Source organism: Maledivibacter halophilus (assembly GCF_900167445.1).
Taxonomy (GTDB): Bacteria; Bacillota; Clostridia; order Peptostreptococcales; family Caminicellaceae; genus Maledivibacter; species Maledivibacter halophilus.
The window spans coordinates 436,604-452,578 of sequence record NZ_FUZT01000003.1; the positions used below are offsets into that span (position 1 = coordinate 436,604).

The window sequence follows — 15,975 nt, forward strand, 5'->3', positions numbered from 1 at the left end:
GGATCATATGAAAAAAGATAAAAATATTAAAGACTTAAAGGACTGGCAATCAAAGCAGTATAGTCCAGGAAATTTTATAGGTACTGGCAAGGTTCCTAGACCATTATTGGGACTATCCAAATTTCCCAAGATATTAATTGGCATCGGAATATTTTCTTTGATTTTGGCTTTATTCTTTTTGCTTAAGAAGGCTTGGCTTTTTTCTTTATTTCATTTTATTTTCGGCATATTATTCTTTTATGGAGGTATTACAAGGATTATTGAGAAAAATAAGAAATAAAAATTTCAATTGTGGATAAATTTTGCTTTTAAGCTAATTCATCCACAAAAGCTATATGGTCTCAGCAAGTATGTGGATTATTTCATGCTTGCTTTTTTGTTTTACTATGGGAAATCTATATAGATTTGTGATTCTGAAATTTTATAAAAACTTCAAATTTACATATAGTGTTCACATAATTGTCACATTAGGATTTTATAATGAAGTCAAGATAAAAAAATAAATCAAATTTGAAAGGAGAAATTTTTATGAAAAAATTATTAAGTTTAGTATTAGTAGGAGGTCTTGTATTATCAGTAGGGATTGTTTCCTTTGCAGGTTCACTTTCAACACCAGCAGAGATTTATGGAAATCTTACTGGAAAAACTGTAGAAGAAGCCTATGAGCTTAGAGGAAATGACAAGACATTTGGACAATTGGCACAGGATGCAGGAGTTTATGATAAGTTTAAAGATTCTTTTCTAGAAAGTAAAAAGGAAGTACTTGCTGATAGAGTGGAAAAAGGAACAATTACTCAAGAAAAAGCTGATGAAATAGTAAAGCTAATGGAAACAAACTGTGATGGAACTGGCAGCCAGCGTCTAGGTCAAAAATATGGAATAGGTTTTGGAAATGGAAATGGTCAAGGTAAAGGCCTTGGCGGAGGTCTTGGAAAAGGTCTTGGTAGAGGTAATGGAGCTGGTAGAGGAAATGGTTTTGGAAGAAATCAATAGAAATATTACTTAGGCCCCTGAATTTCAGGGGCTCTCATATTTATGAAAGGGGTTTTTCATATGAAAAGAAGAACAAAAAAGAAAATATCCATTCGTACTATTATGCAAGTCTTCTTTTTTATTCTAATTGCAATAATAGCATATAATCATTATTTATTTGATATTGGAAAGGGAATTAAATTTCTTTCTTCAGCTTCTGTCCATGCAATATGTCCCTTTGGTGGAATTGAATCTATTTATCAATATTTAACTACTGGAACATTAGTTAAAAAAATCCATGAATCATCTATTATTTTAATGTATATAAGTTTTCTTTTAGCAGTCTTATTTGGCCCTGTTCTCTGCGGATGGGTTTGTCCCTTAGGAAGTATACAAGAGTGGTTTGGTAAAATAGGTAAAAAAATTTTTAAAAGTAGATTTAATAAGTTCATACCATATAAATATGACAGGCACCTAAGATTTTTACGATATTTTGTATTAATATTTGTGATATACATGACGGCTACATCAGGAGATTTAATCTTTAATGAAGTAGATCCCTACAGTGCTCTTTTTCATCTGTGGAGCAGTGATTTAGCCATAGGAGGATTAATAGTTCTTATTATAACCTTAACCGCTTCATTATTTGTTGAAAGACCATGGTGCAAATATGCTTGTCCCTATGGTGCCCTTTTAGGTATAACTAATTCATTTAGAATTTTTAAGATCAGAAGAAACTCAAAAAGCTGTATTTCATGCAATAAATGTGACAATGCTTGCCCTATGAATATTAAAGTCTCTAAAACAGAGGTGGTTAAAGATCATCAATGTATAAGCTGCATGAAATGTACTTCTGAAGAAGCTTGTCCAATAGGAGATACTGTTGAGTTTACAGTCCCAAAGATTAATCAAAAGGAGGTAAAGATACATGAAAATTAAATCCACCTTCCTTTGTGTGACAATTATTGTTATTATATTTGGTGGAATATTTATATCATCAGCCCTAAATATATGGAAAACTACAGCCTCTAAAATACCAGAAAAAATTACTGAGGGAGACTTTACTGGATCCTATGATCCCGCTGATATAAGAGGCTCCTACTCCTTTAATGATATTAGTAAAACATTTAATATTCCCCTTGAAAACTTAAAAGAGGCCTTTGGCTTACCTGATGATATTGACCCTTCAACCTTTAAAAATAAAGATTTAAAGGAATTATATGAGGATTTGGAGGAAGAAATAGAAATAGGTAATTCCTCGGTAAAGCTTTTCGTTTCTTTATATACTGGATTACCCTACGATATGGATGAAGAAGTTTATCTACCCCAAAAAGCTGTAGACATACTGAAGAATAGAAATTCTTTATCTAAGGAACAAATAGAATATCTAGATAATCATACTGTAAATAATTTGAATTAAAAATAAACTTTATTCTCCTTTTAACTATGGAGGATAAAGTTTATTTTCATAGGTTATAATTTTTCATAATGTGAGGAAGGTAATTATGCAATTTGATTATATCTCTGAAGTTATTAATTTGTCTACTTTCTTTATTATTTTATCGGCTAATTTTTTATCCATTTTTCTTAATTTGCTATAATACTCTTCTTTATCTTTATAATCCTCAATTTCTTCATTAAATAATATATATTCCAGCATTTGTCTAGCTTTATTTATGGAAATATTTCTTTTTGATCTATCTCCTTTATAATTTATAAAATAAGCTATTATCATACTCAAGCTATCTATAACCTTATTTTTATCAAAATTTTTATTCAAGCTTTCAGAAAGCACATCCAAATTCTCTTTATTATTACTTGCTTTATTTTCTACAGCATCATCAATAATTTTCTTGGTGTAGCCTATAATGCAATTACTCCCCTGACAGACCCCACAATTTCCTTCCCCTAAGCATATCCTATTAACACTTTCCTTTATTTCATTGGTATATTCATAAAGGGTTAAAGCTGCTTCTTTAAAGGCTGTACTTCTATTAGACTTTCTAAGCTTTAATACCGGATTTAATATAAAATAAACACTAATAATTAAAAGTACAGAAAAAATTAGTACATTGGTGCTTGTTATATATTTAGCTGGTAGAGATTGGTATAATTTAATAAAACCAAAGATGAAAAATATAAATGCTGAAGCTATCTTTATGGTGAATTCAGGAATTTTATCTCCTATTTTACTTCCAACAAAAATTCCAACACCACTTGTGAGAACCATCCCACTTACTGTTCCTAGTAAAATAAACAGAGGAAATGATGCATCAGAGGCCAGGGTTATAGCTGTAAGCTGTGTCTTGTCCCCTAGTTCTCCAATAAAAAATGCTAACGCCACTGTTAGAATTGGTCCAAAATTTTTCTTTATTTCTTCATTTTCATCATCTTCTTCGATTTTTAGAGTCCATAGGGCAAAGCCTATAAATAAAAAACCTGCTATTATTTGAATTGCATCAAGGGGTATGACGTTGGAAAGATAAGCTCCTAAAACAACAGCCAAACCATGGTTTAATAATGATCCTAAAAATACTCCTACAAGAACTTCCTTGACTTTAAACTGAGTTGCAAAGGCCATGGCCAATATTTGGGTTTTGTCTCCCATTTCGGCCATAAAAATTAAAAACATTGATTGTAAAAATTCCTTTATCATTGGTTGCTCCTTTCTTTTAATTTTATTATTGATAAAGCAAATTGCATAATTACATTCTGCAAAAATGTCTACTATAGCTATATCATATGTATTATGCAATTTCCTCAATAATCCCTATATAAATAGAAAAATATAAAAGCGAGACCCATGGCTTAATAGGACTATTAATATAGATTTCCCATAGCAAAACTTAATTTATACATGTCAAAATATCCGATATTTCTGGGGAATTTTGATAAGTATAAATTAATAGTTTTACTTGAATCTCTATACTAGTCTTATTAAGCCAAAAGTCTCGCTTCTTTAGTTATATTATTAATAGCTAAAGTAAATAGGACCAGGTATAGTTATACCAGCATGTTGATCCTATATATGGCAAATGCCACAGCTACTCCCTTTTAGCTTCCTTACTTTCATCAATATATCACATAATATTATCTTTTTCAATATATATTATTTTTTCTTCTTTTTCTTCCATGAATCTTTAAGGGATACTATTCTATTAAATACTAATAAGTCACTTGTAGTGTTTTTGGTATCAATAGAGAAATAACCATGTCTTAAAAACTGATATCTACTTCCCAGCTCAGCTTCTTTTAGCTGAGGTTCAACAAAGGCAGTTTCTAATATTTCTAGTGAATTTGGATTTAAGGTTTCCTTCCAATCCTCTACTTCATTTTCTTCTTCATCCAATAACAGGCGATCATATAGACGAACCTGAGCCTTAACTGCATAATCTGCTGAAACCCAGTGAATAGTACCTTTAGGCTTACGTTCTTTAAAGCCTGTACCACTTTTGGTTTTTGGATCATAGGTACATCTTAATTCTATAATTTCTCCAGTTTTTTCATCCCTTATTACTTCATTACATTTTATAAAATATGCATGTCTTAGCCTAACTTCTACACCCGGTGACAGACGTTTGTATTTTTTGGGGGGTTCTTCCATAAAATCTTCTTTTTCTATATATACAACCCTTGAAAATGGGATCTTTCTTTTTCCCATTTCTTCATTTTCCGGATTATTGTCGGCCTCAAGCCATTCAACTTCTCCCTCAGGATAATTTGTTATAACTACCTTTATGGGGCGAAGTACAGACATTACACGGAGAGCCTTGAGCTTCAAATCATCCCTTATGGCATGCTCAAGCATTGCCATATCTACTACACTATTACTTTTAGATACTCCAACACTATCTAAAAAGCTTTTTATTGCCTCAGGTGTATATCCACGTCTTCTCAGTCCAGATAAAGTAGGCATACGAGGATCATCCCAGCTTTCAACCTTGCCTTCTTCCACAAGCTCCCTAAGCTTTCTTTTGCTCATAATCGTACCAGTAAGGTTCAGTCTTGCAAATTCAATTTGCTTTGGTGGATTTTCAAATTCACATTCCCTAACAAACCAATCATATAGAGGTCTATGGTCTTCAAACTCCAATGAACATAGAGAATGGGTTATCCCTTCTATGGCATCCTCTAGGGGATGGGCATAATCATACATGGGATATATGCACCATTTATCACCTGTTCTATGATGGTTTGAATATTGTATCCTATAAATAACTGGATCCCTCATATTAAGATTAGGGGACTTCATATCTATTTTTGCTCTAAGTACCCTTGAGCCTTCTTCAAATTTTCCATTTTTCATTCCTTCAAATAATTCTAAATTCTCTTCTATGCTGCGATTACGATATGGACTTTCCTTACCGGGCTCTGTTAGTGTTCCTCTATACTCCCTTATTTCCTCTGCACTAAGATCACATACAAAGGCCTTTCCTTTTTTTATCAGGTGCACAGCACATTCATAGAATTTCTCAAAATAGTCTGAAGCATAATAAAGTCTATCTTCCCAGTCATAACCAAGCCATTTTATATCCTCTTGAATGGAATTTACATATTCAATATCTTCTTTACTTGGATTTGTATCGTCAAACCTCAAATTGCAAAGGCCATTATATTTTTCTGCTGTACCAAAATCTATATTGATGGCCTTAGCATGGCCTATATGTAAATATCCGTTTGGCTCTGGTGGGAAACGAGTATGTACCTTCTTATATACTCCTTTTTCTAAGTCATTGTCTATTATATTATGAATAAAATTTGATGCCATTGCAGCATTATTATTTTTGTCTGAATTAGCCGACATCACTTAACCTCCTTGCCCTCTAGGGTTATCTTATCTAATAATGTTACCATAAAATATGCTTAATTTCAAAATAAAAGTTTTAGTCGTTAAATTCCTGCTTTTGAAGACAAATCTTCCTTAGAAAATCAACCTAGGGATATTGGATTTTATTATTTTTTATTATATTATTCCTATTATGGGATTATTAATACCTGACGAACTTCCTATATGTTATAAAGGTAATTTTTGGTGTGTTATAATAATATTATCCTTTCTTAAGAGAGGAGGTGGGGGACATTGTCTCGCAAAACAAAAGATAAAGAAGAGTACATATTAAAGGTTTTAACAGTATTAGCTGCTTTAATTACAGCAGTAGCTGCACTAATCCAAGCAGTAAAATGAGCAGTAGAAAAGAAGGTGCCGGTACACCTTCTTTTCTTTTTTTGTGAGGAACATTGTCTCGTATGTTCTCTTACTTATAATATACCATATACTTCTAATTTATTCAATTGAGAAACTTTCATAATTAACATTATCAATTTTAAAATACAATATAAATGTACGCCCTTAAAAGTCTAATTTATCCAGATTATTCATAGAAAATTTAAACCACCATATATTATAAAGGCAATTTTTAACATGTTATAATAATATTATCCTTTCTTAAGAGAGGAGGTGGATAATATTGTTCCACGATACAAAGGATAAAGCTGAATACATAATAAAGGTTATAACAGCTTTAGCCGCCTTAATTGCAGCAATAGCCGCACTAATACAAGCTGTAAAATGAACAGAAGAAAAGAAGGTGTAACGGCACCTTCTTTTCTTTTTTTGGTGAATAACATTGTCCCACTTGTTTTGTTCTTACTTATAATATACCATATACTTCTAATTTATTCAATTATTTATTGAATATCATAAATGTATGCCCTTAAAAGTTTAATTTGCGGTCGTAGCCACTGAGAATCCTTTTGGCTCATGTAATAAACCTGTTTTAGATTGAATAACCAAAAGGATAAACAGGTTTATAAAAATCGCTCAAAAGGAAACCTCAGAGGCTACTTCCTCTATTAAGTTTTATTGGCGTATATCTATGGGTATTTATGGATTTATTTATGATAAAAATCAGGCTATTTGTAAATTATATAGAAATATATTAAAGTAACTTGTTGTGCTAGTTTTTATATCGGGATTATTACTATTTCCCTTAAATCACATCTGAAATTAAATATTTAATTTACTAACACAGCTATTTAAAGTAATATAGATTTATAGGTTAACGATCTAAAAATCTAATATTTGTAAAGGAGACTAAAATGGGACAGCAGCCAGTATATGATTTTAATATTAACATTAAGTTTGTAGGTTTAGTAATTTTAGGAATATTATTAGTAGACTTTCTAATCAACTTGGTACGAAGAGCTAAAACCTATAAAAGCAATAAAAAAGTAATCAATAATATTTGGGGAAAAGAGCCTAAGAAAAAATATATTGATTCTGATTTTGTTCTTTTGGCGGATTTCTTTAGGTACAAAATGAAAACTAATAATTTCATTCATGTAATAGATGATATTACCTGGAATGACATAGACATGAAAAATGTATTTATAAGAATAAATAATTGTTTGTCAACATTAGGTGAAAATTTATTATATTACGTTTTAAAAACTCCAATTTTTAATAAAGAGGATTTAAATAAAAGAGATGAGTATATCGAGTTTTTTGCAAAAAATAAGGAAAAAAGAGTAAAGCTGCAAAATATTATTATAAATATTGGTGAAGAAAGAAATGAAAGTATAATTAATTATCTTTCAAATGGGCAAAACAAAGGCAGTAAAAGAATTCTAGCTTATATTGTCCTATCAGCTGTTTTTGTAATATCCTTAATAGGATTAATGTTTAAGTCGGAAATCTTTTTATATATATTTTTAAGTTCTGCCATAATAAATGTAATAGTTTATTATAAAACCTCGGAGAAAAGAAAGGGTAAAATTGAAGTAGTAAAGTACATTTCTAAGATTGTCCTCGGGAGTAAAGAAATTCTTAAACTAAATTATGATGAAATTCATGAATATAATCTTAAGCTTAAGAAGGCTTTTAAAAATCTAAAAAATATACACTGGAAGTCATCGGTATTGTTAAAGCCCCTTGATCTAGATTTGTTATCGTTTTTAAAGGTATTCCTGCTATTTGAATTAATTGTATACGAGGATATTATTAACCATATCTATAAATATAAAGAAGAAATTATGGAGACTTATGAAACTATAGGATATATTGATGCATTAATCTCTATTGCCTCTTACAGAGAGGGGTTACAATATTATGTAAAACCAGAATTACTGGATACTAATCAGGGAGTAATAATTGATTGTGAAGATATTTATCATCCTCTGATAAAAAATCCTATAGGTAATTCTATTTCTACAGATGAATCAATTTTAATAACTGGTTCAAATGCAACGGGTAAATCCACATTTCTAAAGACCCTTGCTATTAACAGCATATTAGCCCAAACTATTTATACTTCAACAGCAAGAAAATATAGATCAAGTTTTTTTAGGACTTATACCTCAATGGCTTTAAGGGATGATTTATTTAACAATGAAAGCTATTTTATTGTTGAAATTAAATCTTTGAAAAGAATTTTAAAAGATTTGAATAATGATATTCCTATTTTATGCTTTATAGATGAAATCCTTAGAGGCACTAATACAATTGAGAGAATAGCAGCATCATCCCAGGTATTAAAGCATTTAAATAATCAAAATGCCCTATGCTTTGCAGCAACCCATGATATTGAACTTACTGATATTCTAAAAAATCATTATGTGAATTATCATTTTCAAGAAAAAATTGTAGATAATGAAATAATATTTGATTATAAGTTACATAAAGGAAAGACTAAATCAAGAAATGCTATAAAGCTATTGGAAATAATGGGTTATGAGAAAAAAATTATTGATAGTGCATTGCTTTCTATCGATAAATATATTAATGAAAATAAATGGATAATAATATAGATAAAGAACATGCAGGTAAAAGTTCTACCCGCATGTTCTACACAAATAGCATAACGCTATCACAGCAACCTTATGTCATTTTTCAATTTTATTTTACCATAAAATTCAATTGATGTCAAAAAATATTTTTAGAATAGAAGTAAATTTTTTAATATTTTTTTAATTCTGATTTCTATTCAAAAAGGGTAAGTCTAATCCCGGTGTCTCTGGATTATTTAGTATCCCTAAAATTACACCTATAGAACAAACTGCTTTTACCGTGGTCATGATTCGATCACTGTCTACCTCAATGCCATTTGTAATCAATATTAGTATAATTAACGATGTTAAAGTTATTATTGTTCCAGGGTTTTTTAGTCTTCTTAACATAATCAAGCCTCCTTCAACTATTTTATATTTTGAATATACCAAAAAAAGAAACCTACCAGTGAGGTTCCTCCGAGTATTACCAATGCCTTTATCCAATTTGCCAGGTTTTCTAATTGCTTAATCAAATTATCAAGTTTTTCTCCCATTTTTGCATTACTTATTTCTAGGTCCTTTATTCTGGCTTCATGACTATCCAATCTATTTACAACTTCCTGGTGTCTATCGCAGCTTCCCATCTAAACACCTTCCTTCTTAATCTAATAATCCTAGTCTATCTAAAAATACCATTAGTTGTTCTTCTGTTACCGGATTTTTGGCTCCTATTCCATCGTTAATTCCCATCTTGACTGCCTTTTCCCAAGAATCCTTAGCCCAGTGGGATATTTCTTCATCTATCTTGTCTTTGTAGGCTTTTTCCAAAACTTCCTTCATAGGAAATTTTGTGCCTGGACAGGTTTTTGTAGAAAATTCATTGTGTCCGTGTATAGGCAGCAGTCCATATCTACTGCTAATATTTTTAAGTAATTTGTAAAGAGTATATAGCTGATTTTTATTTGGCTCATATTTATCAAAATTTCCAACTAAACATATACCAATGGATTTTTCATTCTCACCTATGGTATGGGCTCCTACTTCCTTTTCGTCACGCCCCTTATGGAGGTACCCGTCAGTTGTAATAAGATAGTGATACCCTATGTCCCTCCATTTTTTCTGCTCTACATGGTACTTTTTAATTGATTCAAAGGTTCCTTCATCTGTGGCACTATGGTGAAGAATTATTTTATCGGGCTTATTCATTTTTCCACCTCCATTAAATAGAATAAAAGGGTGTTCCAAGCTCCAAGTATTAGAGGCTTTCTATTAAGCTTTATAAAAAACTTTTGTATTCTTTGAACATAAAAAATACCCCTTCTTGGGTGGTCATTCTATTTTATTCATTATTTATAATATTTATATCTACTTTTCTGGAAACATTTCCATATTTTGTTGATTAAATTTGTTTCACTACAGTTTTTTCTGCTTAAGTACAATATATTGATCTAATTCCTGACTTATATTAACTAATTCATCTTTATCTATATTGGATTCAATAGCTTTATTTAATTTCATACGAAGCTCATTTATTTTCTCTTCAAGCTCCTCTTCGCTTAATCCCTTAATCCCATCCTTATTTTTTCTTTTTATCATTTTAATCATCCCCCTGAAATTCTTATATATTTTACTTCTTTGATTTGGCTTTTGAAATCTAATTTCATGCAAATGCATGAAATTGTATTGTTTAATCAACGGACTTTAATTAGTAAAATTAAGGTAGAGGTGAACAACTATGGAAAAACACATAAAAAAATTCCAACAATTAGGCTTAAATATATCCTATTATCGAAGGCTCATAGGATTATCTCAAATAAAACTTGCAGAAAAAGCTAATATAAGCAGAACTCATTTAAGTCAAATTGAAGCTCCTAATATGAAAAAGTCTCTTTCAATTTCCACATTATTCGATATTGCAGACGCTTTAGATATTGATGTTGCTAAGTTATTTGAGTTTAGAGAGTAATATATTACAAACTCAATTAAGGTTAATATTATACTTTCTAAAGCTTTTATATAAATTAAATTTCCTGATTATCAAATTCCAGCAATTTATACACAGGAATATGTAGTGTCTCAGCTAATAGAAATAAGGTTTCTATTGAAAAGGATTTTTGACAATTTGGCGCTTCTATTTTACTCAAATAGCTTCTACTTATACTCATTCTATTGGCTAGTTGTTCCTGTGACAATCCAAGCCTCTTCCTATATTTTTTTATGTTTTTCCCTAATTTCACATACTGGTCAGCAAATCTACTCTCCATATTGTCACCTCTTAAATAAATTGTAATCTATTATTATAGAATTATTGTTCACTTATAGAGAGCGTATTATTCTGTAATGTTTATACATATAATCACAAGTTATCCATTTGTTCAAATTTATAAATGAGGTGTTAAAATGATACAAAAAAATACTTTGTCAAAGAAAGAAATCTCTGACAAAATATCTGATCTTAGGTTAATATTAAGTGAAGCCTATGAAAAAAATGGCCATACCGATGAAGTTGTAAAAATAAGCCAAGAGCTAGATAAATATATTGTTCTTGCTCAGGGGTTTTTTGTGGGGAAGTAGGGTGTGTCTTTATTCTCCTGTATATTATACATTGATAATATATTAGTTAGTCTTTACTCTAAGCTCTCTTTGGCTAATATTAGGATTAATGTTTATTACTTCTTCAATTATATTGTCAAGCAATTCATCTCCAAGGCTTAAAATAAAATAACCTCCTTATACTCTTACCATAGGAGGTCACTTAAATATAATATTAGAATTTTCTCCGATATACAATTTAGTAAAATGAAAGCTTTTTAGATTATTAAGGAGCTTTCATTAACTATATCTATTCCCAATATTATACATATTATGCATTTGTGCGTTAAAGCCTTGGTTAGTCTATGTCGTATAAATTTCCAACTATGACAATTCACTTCTATATGGTTCAGGTATCTGTTCTATATTCCTCATTTCATTATCTAACATAAATCTATACAATCTCAATTTTCTTTCATCCATACTACAATACCTCCATTTCTTCAAGCAGTGCTATAGCATCAGCCAATAATTCTTCAGTTGTAGGTTTTCTATCTAGTTCCTCAAAGAAAAATCCATCTTTTTGAGTAAAACACAACGAAAACGATTTGTACCTGTCCACTGGTTTTTGAGGCATTTGAACATCCACCTCTAACATTCCACCTAAATTTTGTTCTGAAACTGTCATTACCTTATTTGAATTTGGGTAAAATCTTATATACACTTCTATTCCTCCTCTTAATAAACTCTTACAAAATTATCGCTTTGTTTGAATTTGTTATATGTTTTTGCATCTTCATCCTTGAATGTTTCAAAATTATATTCTTTAACTTGTCTTGATAAAGACCAGAACAAATTACCTGTAGTACTAGTTTTGATACGCCGAGAACCTTCACTATTTACTCCTGAAGAAAACTCTAAATTCCAAAACCAACCTTCAGCATCCCATGTGAATATTTTCCCATCACTATTTAGTCTCATTAGGTGTGACCTTGAGTTCATCGCTGTTGTTTGCCTGCCAGAGAGACTAAATCCATTTATTGTGAAATAAACAAAACCATCATCAGAAACAGATAACTCACTTGGAGTTTGGCTTGACAAAGTTACAATTAAATAATGTATCCAAATGGTATCTTCAGAAACTAAATCAATTTTGTGTATTTCTCCTTCAAATGAGAAATAAAGAAAGTCATTTTTTATAACAAGGTTAGAAATATTGCTATTTGTCTCTGCAATTGTTTTAATAAATTCACCTGTATCAGAATTCAAAACATTTATCGCACGGCGATCACTACTTATACAGTAAATATTCCCCCCCCAAGCTCCAACCCCTTGTTTGAGAAAGGAACTCGCTTCAGTATTATTATGCCATATTTGTTTTCCATTTTCCTTATTTATTTTGTAAAGTCCAGAATTACCAGCGTTAGCTATAATGTTGCCGTCATTTGAAAATACGATTTGTTCTATCTTTGCTGTAGGGCTTGTGAAAACCCATAGTTGAGAACCTTCAAAACTTTTTCTTACGGCTTCATCATACCCTGATGAGTATAAGTACCCTTCCGAATCTAATAAAATCGAATAAACAATATTGTTATGCCCTGAAAATGACCATATTACATCCGAATGAGTTCTTCCTACTTGAGTGCTATAATGTTGTTTTATTATCTGAGGTGAGGTGGTACTACTCCCACCTGCTATTATTACTGTTTTTTCTTCTGCATTTACTATAAAATCATTAGTATATAATACATTGTTATTGGATAATGTTTCCTTTGATAAGTCATTCCTTAGTGAACTACCAGCAAAAAAAAACCTAGTGAATTCTGGAATATAATAGTTTTTATCATTACTAAGAATTGCCCCTAAAAATATCTTGTCACTCATTTACTCCACCACCTTTTCTAAGAAAACTATTCCATCTGATATTTTCCATTCCCACTTATCACCTGTTACATTGTCATTTAGAGTCGCTAACTCAGCCATTTGCGCACAAATCCCACCTATATTCTCAGCATTACCCTTGACAGTTTCCTTAGTCCTTTTCTCTCCTGCCAAATCATTCACTAGATCAGCAGCACCTTTTATTCCTTCTTCAATATTATTCAGCTTATCAGCAGTAATCCTTGTTCCCTCTTGTATAATTTCTCCTGGTTCTCTTTCAATATTAACTACTTCCTTGGTTCCATCCTCTTTGGTTATTTTGTACTTTGTAGGGTCTGTTACTATTTGATCCTTCCAGTTTATTGGATTATATGTCATTTATATCACCTCATTTATTGAAATGCTGAAGGTTTTGAAAAGTCCTTTTTCTTTTTTCTTGATTATATTGCTCTTCTCTTCCTTTACTATTTGATTGTCTCTATCGTACAATTTGAACCTTGTAATATTTCCTTCAACATTTTCATCTAATAAAATATTTATTTTTACTATTAAGCCCTCTATATCTTTGCTGTGAATAGGTATGTCTATATTTTTGTTATTTATCACGTACTGGCATTTTGTAATCTGGGATTCTATATAGGCTGCCAGTTTTGAGAGAAAATGCTCACTTATCATAATGCTTCACCTCCAGCTGCTATTTGATTGCAAACTGGAAAAATCACAGGTATTTCTACAGCTTTAAATTCAAGCTCAATCCTATCATTTTCCCTTATATACAATACATAATCTAAATGGGCTGGCTTGATTTCTTCAAGGGTGTTTTCAAAATCAACTAGATTTAAAATATGGTCTCTAATGTCTTCAAAAAGAATATTAAGCTTACCATTAAAGTAAGCCTTTGTTTCTCCATTTGTATAGGCATTTGCTATACTCTCAAGTAAAGCTTTGTCAAATTTCCCTATACCTCTATATTTTGATTTAATAACACTTCTTCTCTCTTCATAGCTTTTATTTATATCTTTGCTTATTCCTAGTTCCTTTTCATATATATCTAATCCCCATGTGGCAGTATCAATTGATAATTGTTTTATAAAGTCCTCTATATCCAAGGCTTTATTGTCTATTTCCTCAGCTTCTACATCTATAATATCCCTAAAAACCTTAGAGTTTCTTTCATATATAGGTAAGCATTTAATCATTTTTTCACTACGCAATTGTCACCACTCCCAACACTGGTACTTCATCATTATCTAAATTTATGGCTGTTGTCTGCCCATTGATTGTTAGATTTTCAAAATCAATTATTCCTTCACTGTCCAGTATAATACTAGCTATTCTATTATAGCTTATAGTACTTTCTTTGAAGGCTATTTCCCTTAGATAATTGATTATATTATTTTTTACACTCTGAAGCCTTTCTTCATCGGTTACGGAAGTATCCTTTATTGCTGTAAAGGATATGTTAAGGTCTACTCCATTGGCACTTACAACGGTGCAAAAAGCTCCGATTGGAGCCTTTCCTTCCCCTAATCCTTCTTTATTTGGGTCTATATATGTTTGTACTTTTTCAACCAGCTCTGTACTTGCTGGTTCCTTATTGGAATCAATTATTACAATTTTTACTGTATTATCGCCATTCCAAAGGGGAATAATTTTTACATCTCCTACTCCAGTAACTTCCTTGGCCCAATTTCTATAATGATATTTATTTCCAGAGGTTGCAGGAGTTCTAATACGTTCATAATATCTCTCCAAAAGTGCCTTATCATCCTCTGCTTCATATCCACCAGTAAAATCTTCATTGTTAATTACACTTGTAACCCCTGCAATGGTAATGGGAAAATATTGTATAGACCCTTCAGGAACATTCCCAACTGTTCCATAATCTTCACATTCTACAGGCATAACTATTTGTCCTGAGCTGTCTATTGTTTTAGATTCTTTTATAATAAAGCTCAAGGTATCACTGGCAACCATATCTCCTTTATTTATGGTAGCTCCTGCTTTTCCTTTAATAGTTACACATCCAGACGCCTTGGTGGCGGGTTTTCTTTCTATTCCTGTCTTCTCATATAATCGTTGTTCAAGCTCATCACCCTTTAAGTTTTCAATGCTTAACTTTTCCTTAGCTGTTTTTATTTCCTGATTTATGCTATCAAATTCTATGGCAGCAGGTTTTGTTACATCATATACAAAAGAGCCCTTTGTTTTATCGTATTTTCCTACTATATTGTTTAACATTCTGCTGTGAATTGTTTCTTTGTTGTTTGTCATTTACTTCACCTCTTTTTCAGTTCAACGTTTCAAATTAGAGATTGAGGAAATTGCATAACTCTAATTTGGCAAAATTGCATAATATATATAGTATAACTTCGAAGATTTTAAAACAATATATAGTAGTCATAGGCGTTAACTTAAGCCACATTATGGAAATTTATTTTTGGAATAAGATATTCCTGTAGTAATTCTAAGGTTGTTTTTCGCCTACGTTTATCATGTAAACTTCGCTTAGATACTTTTTCAAAAACATTTTTTAATAAGTTGATGGTCATTATAGAGCAGGTAATGTTTTGCGAAAATATATTGTTATAAGATTTCAAGAGTTTTACAAATAAAAGTAAACTAACACCACGCTTAAAATGTTTATAAGTAATGGGATATAGGATGTTATAAATTTTAAAAATTATAATTGATGTAATCAATCGTCCATATATTAAACATTCTAACTGATATTGTCCTGGATTTCCGATTTTATCTATATTTAAATAACTCTTCAAAGATTTAAATACAAGTTCTATCTGCCATCTTGCTCTATATATGTCA

At 30.9% G+C, this 15,975-nt stretch carries 21 protein-coding genes; 7 read left to right on the plus strand and 14 right to left on the minus strand.

Translation table 11 applies throughout. The features are described from left to right. Positions 1 to 7 precede the first annotated feature (7 nt). The 4 genes from B5X81_RS07985 to B5X81_RS08000 all read left to right on the plus strand — a co-directional run bounded on the left by B5X81_RS07985 (position 8) and on the right by B5X81_RS08000 (position 2,392). Positions 8 to 280, plus strand: coding sequence for a hypothetical protein (locus B5X81_RS07985; RefSeq protein WP_079490768.1), 273 nt, complete (start codon positions 8 to 10; stop codon positions 278 to 280). Between the two features lie 248 nt (positions 281 to 528). Beyond that, entirely contained in the window at positions 529 to 993 is a 465-nt protein-coding gene (locus tag B5X81_RS07990; protein ID WP_079490769.1) for a DUF2680 domain-containing protein, read from the plus strand. A 60-nt stretch (positions 994 to 1,053) separates the two neighbouring features. After that, the gene (locus B5X81_RS07995) at positions 1,054 to 1,911 is read left to right on the plus strand and encodes a 4Fe-4S binding protein (protein WP_079490773.1); all 858 of its coding nucleotides are present in this window, start codon (positions 1,054 to 1,056) and stop codon (positions 1,909 to 1,911) included. Then, positions 1,901 to 2,392 (plus strand): hypothetical protein, encoded by a 492-nt coding sequence (locus B5X81_RS08000; RefSeq protein ID WP_079490774.1) that lies wholly within the window; start codon positions 1,901 to 1,903, stop codon positions 2,390 to 2,392. The genes B5X81_RS07995 and B5X81_RS08000 overlap by 11 nt, the downstream gene beginning before the upstream one ends. A 96-nt stretch (positions 2,393 to 2,488) precedes the next feature. Here B5X81_RS08000 and B5X81_RS08005 read toward each other — a convergent pair whose 3' ends face one another. Further along, positions 2,489 to 3,628 (minus strand): TMEM165/GDT1 family protein, encoded by a 1,140-nt coding sequence (locus B5X81_RS08005; RefSeq protein ID WP_139380275.1) that lies wholly within the window; start codon positions 3,626 to 3,628, stop codon positions 2,489 to 2,491. A gap of 453 nt (positions 3,629 to 4,081) precedes the next feature. Next, complete coding sequence (locus B5X81_RS08010; RefSeq protein WP_079490777.1) at positions 4,082 to 5,776, minus strand: glutamine--tRNA ligase/YqeY domain fusion protein; 1,695 nt, start codon at positions 5,774 to 5,776, stop codon at positions 4,082 to 4,084. A 1,295-nt stretch (positions 5,777 to 7,071) separates the two neighbouring features. Here B5X81_RS08010 and B5X81_RS08015 point away from each other — a divergent pair. Then, positions 7,072 to 8,778, plus strand: coding sequence for a MutS-related protein (locus B5X81_RS08015; RefSeq protein WP_079490779.1), 1,707 nt, complete (start codon positions 7,072 to 7,074; stop codon positions 8,776 to 8,778). A gap of 159 nt (positions 8,779 to 8,937) precedes the next feature. On the opposite strand, the gene B5X81_RS08020 is transcribed toward B5X81_RS08015, so the two are convergent. The 4 genes from B5X81_RS08020 to B5X81_RS08035 all read right to left on the minus strand — a co-directional run bounded on the left by B5X81_RS08020 (position 8,938) and on the right by B5X81_RS08035 (position 10,335). Next, positions 8,938 to 9,147: a hypothetical protein gene (locus B5X81_RS08020; protein ID WP_079490780.1), complete on the minus strand. Its 210-nt coding sequence runs from the start codon at positions 9,145 to 9,147 to the stop codon at positions 8,938 to 8,940. A 17-nt stretch (positions 9,148 to 9,164) separates the two neighbouring features. Next, entirely contained in the window at positions 9,165 to 9,383 is a 219-nt protein-coding gene (locus tag B5X81_RS08025) for a hypothetical protein (RefSeq protein WP_079490782.1), read from the minus strand. A gap of 16 nt (positions 9,384 to 9,399) precedes the next feature. Then, positions 9,400 to 9,945, minus strand: coding sequence for a peptidoglycan recognition protein family protein (locus tag B5X81_RS08030; protein ID WP_079490783.1), 546 nt, complete (start codon positions 9,943 to 9,945; stop codon positions 9,400 to 9,402). 207 nt (positions 9,946 to 10,152) lie between these two features. Beyond that, a complete protein-coding gene (locus tag B5X81_RS08035; RefSeq protein WP_139380276.1) occupies positions 10,153 to 10,335 on the minus strand; it encodes a Spo0E family sporulation regulatory protein-aspartic acid phosphatase in 183 nt (60 codons plus the stop codon). 139 nt (positions 10,336 to 10,474) lie between these two features. On the opposite strand from B5X81_RS08035, the gene B5X81_RS08040 reads away from it, so the two are divergent. Continuing rightward, entirely contained in the window at positions 10,475 to 10,705 is a 231-nt protein-coding gene (locus tag B5X81_RS08040; RefSeq protein ID WP_079490786.1) for a helix-turn-helix domain-containing protein, read from the plus strand. A 55-nt stretch (positions 10,706 to 10,760) separates the two neighbouring features. On the opposite strand, the gene B5X81_RS08045 is transcribed toward B5X81_RS08040, so the two are convergent. Further along, positions 10,761 to 11,003, minus strand: a complete 243-nt coding sequence (locus B5X81_RS08045) for a helix-turn-helix domain-containing protein (RefSeq protein ID WP_079490788.1) — start codon at positions 11,001 to 11,003, stop codon at positions 10,761 to 10,763. Between the two features lie 136 nt (positions 11,004 to 11,139). Between B5X81_RS08045 and B5X81_RS08050 the strand changes: the two genes are divergently transcribed. Continuing rightward, positions 11,140 to 11,313: an aspartyl-phosphate phosphatase Spo0E family protein gene (locus B5X81_RS08050; RefSeq protein WP_079490789.1), complete on the plus strand. Its 174-nt coding sequence runs from the start codon at positions 11,140 to 11,142 to the stop codon at positions 11,311 to 11,313. 442 nt (positions 11,314 to 11,755) lie between these two features. On the opposite strand, the gene B5X81_RS08055 is transcribed toward B5X81_RS08050, so the two are convergent. The 7 genes from B5X81_RS08055 to B5X81_RS26985 all read right to left on the minus strand — a co-directional run. Then, positions 11,756 to 11,995: a hypothetical protein gene (locus tag B5X81_RS08055; RefSeq protein ID WP_079490791.1), complete on the minus strand. Its 240-nt coding sequence runs from the start codon at positions 11,993 to 11,995 to the stop codon at positions 11,756 to 11,758. A 14-nt stretch (positions 11,996 to 12,009) separates the two neighbouring features. After that, the gene (locus B5X81_RS08060) at positions 12,010 to 13,155 is read right to left on the minus strand and encodes an outer membrane protein assembly factor BamB family protein (protein ID WP_079490792.1); all 1,146 of its coding nucleotides are present in this window, start codon (positions 13,153 to 13,155) and stop codon (positions 12,010 to 12,012) included. Continuing rightward, on the minus strand, positions 13,156 to 13,530 hold the full coding sequence (locus B5X81_RS08065; RefSeq protein WP_079490794.1) for a hypothetical protein: 375 nt from the start codon (positions 13,528 to 13,530) through the stop codon (positions 13,156 to 13,158). Next, positions 13,531 to 13,827 carry a hypothetical protein gene (locus B5X81_RS08070; protein WP_079490795.1) on the minus strand — a complete coding sequence of 99 codons (297 nt, stop codon included), beginning with the start codon at positions 13,825 to 13,827 and terminating at the stop codon, positions 13,531 to 13,533. It abuts the gene before it with no gap. Beyond that, positions 13,824 to 14,366 (minus strand): putative phage tail protein, encoded by a 543-nt coding sequence (locus B5X81_RS08075; RefSeq protein WP_079490797.1) that lies wholly within the window; start codon positions 14,364 to 14,366, stop codon positions 13,824 to 13,826. The genes B5X81_RS08070 and B5X81_RS08075 overlap by 4 nt, the downstream gene beginning before the upstream one ends. Next, complete coding sequence (locus B5X81_RS08080; RefSeq protein ID WP_079490798.1) at positions 14,359 to 15,426, minus strand: baseplate J/gp47 family protein; 1,068 nt, start codon at positions 15,424 to 15,426, stop codon at positions 14,359 to 14,361. The genes B5X81_RS08075 and B5X81_RS08080 overlap by 8 nt, the downstream gene beginning before the upstream one ends. Positions 15,427 to 15,566: 140 nt before the next feature. Next, positions 15,567 to 15,975: transposase (locus tag B5X81_RS26985; protein ID WP_139380278.1), on the minus strand; the 409-nt coding region annotated here is incomplete at its 5' end.

Coding starts and splice junctions, on each gene's coding strand:
- B5X81_RS07985 (WP_079490768.1), top strand. CDS start 8: ATGAAAAAAGATAAAAATATTAAAGACTTAAAGGACTGGCAATCAAAG.
- B5X81_RS07990 (WP_079490769.1), top strand. CDS start 529: ATGAAAAAATTATTAAGTTTAGTATTAGTAGGAGGTCTTGTATTATCA.
- B5X81_RS07995 (WP_079490773.1), top strand. CDS start 1,054: ATGAAAAGAAGAACAAAAAAGAAAATATCCATTCGTACTATTATGCAA.
- B5X81_RS08000 (WP_079490774.1), top strand. CDS start 1,901: ATGAAAATTAAATCCACCTTCCTTTGTGTGACAATTATTGTTATTATA.
- B5X81_RS08005 (WP_139380275.1), bottom strand. CDS start 3,628: ATGATAAAGGAATTTTTACAATCAATGTTTTTAATTTTTATGGCCGAA.
- B5X81_RS08010 (WP_079490777.1), bottom strand. CDS start 5,776: ATGTCGGCTAATTCAGACAAAAATAATAATGCTGCAATGGCATCAAAT.
- B5X81_RS08015 (WP_079490779.1), top strand. CDS start 7,072: ATGGGACAGCAGCCAGTATATGATTTTAATATTAACATTAAGTTTGTA.
- B5X81_RS08020 (WP_079490780.1), bottom strand. CDS start 9,147: ATGTTAAGAAGACTAAAAAACCCTGGAACAATAATAACTTTAACATCG.
- B5X81_RS08025 (WP_079490782.1), bottom strand. CDS start 9,383: ATGGGAAGCTGCGATAGACACCAGGAAGTTGTAAATAGATTGGATAGT.
- B5X81_RS08030 (WP_079490783.1), bottom strand. CDS start 9,945: ATGAATAAGCCCGATAAAATAATTCTTCACCATAGTGCCACAGATGAA.
- B5X81_RS08035 (WP_139380276.1), bottom strand. CDS start 10,335: ATGATAAAAAGAAAAAATAAGGATGGGATTAAGGGATTAAGCGAAGAG.
- B5X81_RS08040 (WP_079490786.1), top strand. CDS start 10,475: ATGGAAAAACACATAAAAAAATTCCAACAATTAGGCTTAAATATATCC.
- B5X81_RS08045 (WP_079490788.1), bottom strand. CDS start 11,003: ATGGAGAGTAGATTTGCTGACCAGTATGTGAAATTAGGGAAAAACATA.
- B5X81_RS08050 (WP_079490789.1), top strand. CDS start 11,140: ATGATACAAAAAAATACTTTGTCAAAGAAAGAAATCTCTGACAAAATA.
- B5X81_RS08060 (WP_079490792.1), bottom strand. CDS start 13,155: ATGAGTGACAAGATATTTTTAGGGGCAATTCTTAGTAATGATAAAAAC.
- B5X81_RS08065 (WP_079490794.1), bottom strand. CDS start 13,530: ATGACATATAATCCAATAAACTGGAAGGATCAAATAGTAACAGACCCT.
- B5X81_RS08070 (WP_079490795.1), bottom strand. CDS start 13,827: ATGATAAGTGAGCATTTTCTCTCAAAACTGGCAGCCTATATAGAATCC.
- B5X81_RS08080 (WP_079490798.1), bottom strand. CDS start 15,426: ATGACAAACAACAAAGAAACAATTCACAGCAGAATGTTAAACAATATA.